This window comes from Streptomyces sp. NPDC044061 (assembly GCF_056434305.1).
This window is the reverse complement of the sequence record NZ_JBWKFL010000133.1, coordinates 1-4,114: the sequence shown is the minus strand read 5'-3', so window position 1 is coordinate 4,114 and position 4,114 is coordinate 1. Positions and strand designations below refer to the sequence as shown.

At 68.9% G+C, this 4,114-nt stretch carries 3 protein-coding genes and 1 pseudogene; all 4 read left to right on the top strand.

The window, feature by feature from the left end; genetic code table 11:
- The first annotated feature begins 83 nt into the window (after nucleotides 1-83).
- Nucleotides 84-674, top strand: coding sequence for an aminotransferase class III-fold pyridoxal phosphate-dependent enzyme (locus AC07CM_RS50410; RefSeq protein WP_478883287.1), 591 nt, complete (start codon nucleotides 84-86; stop codon nucleotides 672-674).
- A 116-nt stretch (nucleotides 675-790) separates the two neighbouring features.
- On the top strand, nucleotides 791-2,029 hold the full coding sequence (locus tag AC07CM_RS50405; RefSeq protein WP_478883286.1) for an SIR2 family protein: 1,239 nt from the start codon (nucleotides 791-793) through the stop codon (nucleotides 2,027-2,029).
- Nucleotides 2,030-2,127: 98 nt separating this feature from the next.
- Nucleotides 2,128-3,450 carry a UDP-glucose dehydrogenase family protein gene (locus AC07CM_RS50400; RefSeq protein ID WP_478883285.1) on the top strand — a complete coding sequence of 441 codons (1,323 nt, stop codon included), beginning with the start codon at nucleotides 2,128-2,130 and terminating at the stop codon, nucleotides 3,448-3,450.
- Between the two features lie 312 nt (nucleotides 3,451-3,762).
- Nucleotides 3,763-3,888: pseudogene (locus tag AC07CM_RS50395) on the top strand (HNH endonuclease); the annotation flags it as partial.
- Between the last annotated feature and the right edge of the window lie 226 nt (nucleotides 3,889-4,114).

Here is a 4,114-nt window from a genome sequence, read left to right as displayed (position 1 = left end):
CACGGAGGCAACGTTGCGGATCGGTAAATGGAGACGGGACGGCCGTCTGGGCCACCCAAACGAACGACCGGGATGCCCACACCGTGATCGGTAAAATCCACGACGAGGTGCTGACCGGGCTGTGGCGCACCGGCACGCCCCTGGCCAGCCAGCACTGGGACGGTGCCGAGCCGGACCTGTGCATCCTGTCCAAGGGCCTGGGGGCCGGTTACACGGGTGTGGGCGCGGTACTGGTGTCACCCGAGATAGCGCCGCTGCTCCGGCACGAGGACGCGGACCCGCTGCCCGCGATGGGCACCATGGCCACACACCCGCTCCAGGCGGCGGCCTGCCTCGGTGTCCTGGACGAGCTGGAGGCTATGGATCTCGACGCCTTCACCGCCCGAGGGGAGCGGCTCGGAAATTCCCTGCGCGCCCTGGCTGGCCCGGGGCCGGTACGGGACGTCCGGGGCCTGGGGCACCTGTACGGGGTGGAAGTCGCGCCCGGTCTGCTCTGGCCCTTGATGAAGGAGGCCGAGCGCCGCGACGTGTTCCTCTACCCGTTCACCGGGGCCGGCCACCCCAAGAGCGAGGGCCTAGTCATCGCCCCTCCACTGACCTCGACTGACGAGGACATCGACTTCCTGACAGCGGCTCTCGCCGGAGCCGTGACCGCCCTGGACCGGGACGTCTAGGTGACACCGAGCATCGCCTCAGGCGCCCAGACGGCGCCTCACCGCCGACCGTGCGCTGAACGCGCACAGGCCGCACGCCATCGGCCCCCTCGAGCCACTACATCAAGGAGACCACTGTGTTGTTGCCCTACTCCGTGATCGACTCTCTGACCCCCGACCAGGTCCATATGTGGGAGGACCACTTCTCCCCGGAGGCCACCGGGATGCGTCGTCCGGCCGTCGAGGAAGGCATCTGGCGGCGCACGCAGCACCCAGCCAACCGCGAGCAGTCCGGGTGGACCGAGGACGAGTCCGGCCGCCGCCGCGTTGTGCACTACCGCCTCCACTACGGCCTCGACCGGACCCAGCCGATGGAACGTCTGGCCATGGAGGAGCTTTACCTGTACGTGTCGTGGCTGGCTCCGAAGGAGGAGATCGCCAACCACCGCCGCGACCTGGACCGGTGGCTCGTCGACGGCCGGTGGAAGCTCACCGAAGACGGCTCCTGGCGCCGCGGCGACCTGCGCGCCACGATCGCTGAGCACGCCGTCCACCCGCAGGACGAACGTGCCGATCGGGCCACCCCCGAGGGATTCACGTCGGTCGACGTCACGATCCACTCCGTGGCCTACACCCTCACCCGGGCGGCACGCAACCTGCCCTGGGACGTGCTGGCCGGCGGGATACGCGTCAAAGAGCAACGCGGCACCCCGACGTACGCCAACGACCTGTCCGGCCTGCTGGACCACCTGCCGTTCGTCGTGGAGGCCGGCTGCGGGACCTCAATCGAGGCCGGGGTTCCACCGCTGCACTGGCTGCACGAGGTCTACCGGGTCACCGCCCGCACGGGCAACGAGCTCACCCAGGGATACGCCTTCACCCTCGCCCCGGCTGACGACACCCTGATCAAGGAGATCCTGACGGACACGGTGAGCAAGGTCGATGACATGGCAGCGATGTTCCGCTGCCTGTTCCTCGCCGAACCGACCAGCGCGCACCGGGCCCTGAAGGCCCTCCACGACGCCGGTCACATGGTGGGCCCGGTAGCCACCCACAACTTCGACCGCCTCTTCGCGCGCACCGGGCTGGACGAAGCGTTCATGCGCCGCTACGACCAGCGCACCCCACATATGCCGTTACCCGACGACGCCAAGGCGCTGCTCGTCATCGGTCTGCACGCCGACCGACGCGCTGTCCAAGCCCGCGCTCGCGAGCGCGGCCTGCCAATCTTCTACCTCGACACCGAAGGCATCACCGAGAACGGAGTCCACAAGCCCTACCTCATCGAGGGCGCCCGGAAGGGCGACGTCGTGGTCCGCTCCGAAGCCATCCCCGCCCTGCTCCACCTGGCCCAACTCCTCAACGTGACCATCTGATTGAAGCCGGGACAGCTCCCGACCCGATCCCGCACCGATAGCGTCTGGGGGCACATCGGGCACGGTGTGCCCCCGACCAGACAAGGACTGCGACTGCAATGCGTGTTTCCGTGATCGGCTGTGGGCACCTCGGCATCCCGCACGCTGCGGCGATGGCCGAACTGGGTCACGAAGTCATCGGCGTGGACGTCGATCAGACCAAGGTCGACCAGCTCAACGCCGGTACATGCCCCATCTACGAGGACGGCCTCCCCGAGCTACTCGCCCACCACACCGCGAGCGGGCGCCTGCGGTTCACCACCGACATCCGCGAGGCCGCCGCTTTCGCCGACCTGCACTTCATCGGCGTGGGCACCCCCATCGACGCCGACGGCCGCACCTACGACACCGCGCAGGTCTACGGCGCCATCCGCCAACTCGCCCCCTACCTCGACCGGCCGAGCACGATCGTCGGGAAGAGCACAGTCACCGTCGGCACCACCAGCCAAGTCACCGCCCTCGCCCAACGCCTGGCCCCCGCCGGCCAAGCCGTCGATGTCGTGTGGAACCCGGAGTTCCTCCGCGAGGGACACGCCGTCCAGGACACCCTGCGCCCGGACCGCATCATCGCCGGTCTCACCACCGCCGAGGGTGAGAAGGCTATCCGCGCCGTCTACGCGCCCATCCTGGACGCCGGTGTCCCGATCTTCGTCACCGACCCGCAGACCGCCGAGCTCGCCAAGGGCGCGGCGAACACCTTCCTCGGCCTGAAGATCAGCTACATCAACGCAGTCGCCGACATGTGCGAGGCGGCCGGCGGCGACGTCTCCCAGATCGTGGAGATCCTCGGCATCGATCCCCGCATCGGCAGCGGCGGCATGAGGCCCGGCATCGGCTACGGCGGCGGCTGCCTCCCCAAGGACGTCCGGGCCTTCACCGCCTCCGCCCGGCAACTCGGTGCCAAGCAGGCCGCCACCCTCCTACGCGCCGCCGAGAAGATCAACGAGTCGCGCACCGACGTTGCCCTGAGTCTCATCACCCACGCCCTAGGTAACCGCCCCATCGACGGCGCCCGGGTCACCGTGTGGGGCGCGGCGTTCAAACCTGGCACCAACGATGTCCGCGAATCCCCGGCCCTCGCCCTCGCCCACGCGCTCCAGCAGGCCGGCAGCACCGTCACCGTGCACGACCCGCAAGCCGTGGCCACCGCCATGATCCGCAACCCCGAGTTCGACTACACCGGCGACTCGGCCGCCTCACTCGATGGCGCCGACCTCGTCGTCCTGGCCACCGAATGGCCGGAGTACACGCAGGCCAACCCCTATGCCCTCGTGGACGGTCCCGCCACCCCCCTGCTCGTCGACTGCCGCACCACCCTCGACCCCAAGCCCTGGCGCACGGCGGGCTGGACCATCCACCAGCTGGGACGACCTGGGAAATAGAACCAGGCCCAGGGCGGAGCCTGTAAAGGCTCGCCGAACCTGAAGACTCGCTGGGTCAGCTGCTTCAGCAGCCCGCCCTCGCCGGTCAGCTGCAGGCCCCGGCCTGGGCCATGCCCACCAGTTAGTCGATCAATTGGTCGTCCGCAGTCTGCGCCGGGACAGCCTCCGTCAGCTCGACAGCCTCGTGCTGGGCCGCACTCTGGTCACCGATGCATCGTCCGTGATCGAGAGTTACACCGAACGAACGACGTACAGTCCCCGCCCCTGCGGCTGTCGCAGATGTCAGCAGCAGCTTCGTCAGGGTGCGGGCGACACCTCGTCCCGCTCGCCGAAGCCTGGGACTCTGGTGCCTCGGCATGGTCGGCGGCGGAGCGGGAGGCCTGTGCCAACGGCCTCGTTGACGACCGGGCGCTAATCGCGGTCTCAGCAGCGTCGAACCCATTCGTGTGGACGCTGCTATCCCGCCGTACGCGCTGGCCGGCGGCAGCCACAGCCACTGCGTGACGCGGACCTCAGCCTAAGAGTCATCACGTAATGAGGCGATGTTCACCCGATGTCTGTACGGAGCCGCGCGCCTGGGTGGCGCGTTGTCCATACAGCGGACCGCTCCGACGTGGGCCTTGTGCCGCTCGTTCGCGGGTCGGGTCTCATTCGGGGTTGGCCT

Coding starts and splice junctions, on each gene's coding strand:
- AC07CM_RS50400 (WP_478883285.1), top strand. CDS start 2,128: ATGCGTGTTTCCGTGATCGGCTGTGGGCACCTCGGCATCCCGCACGCT.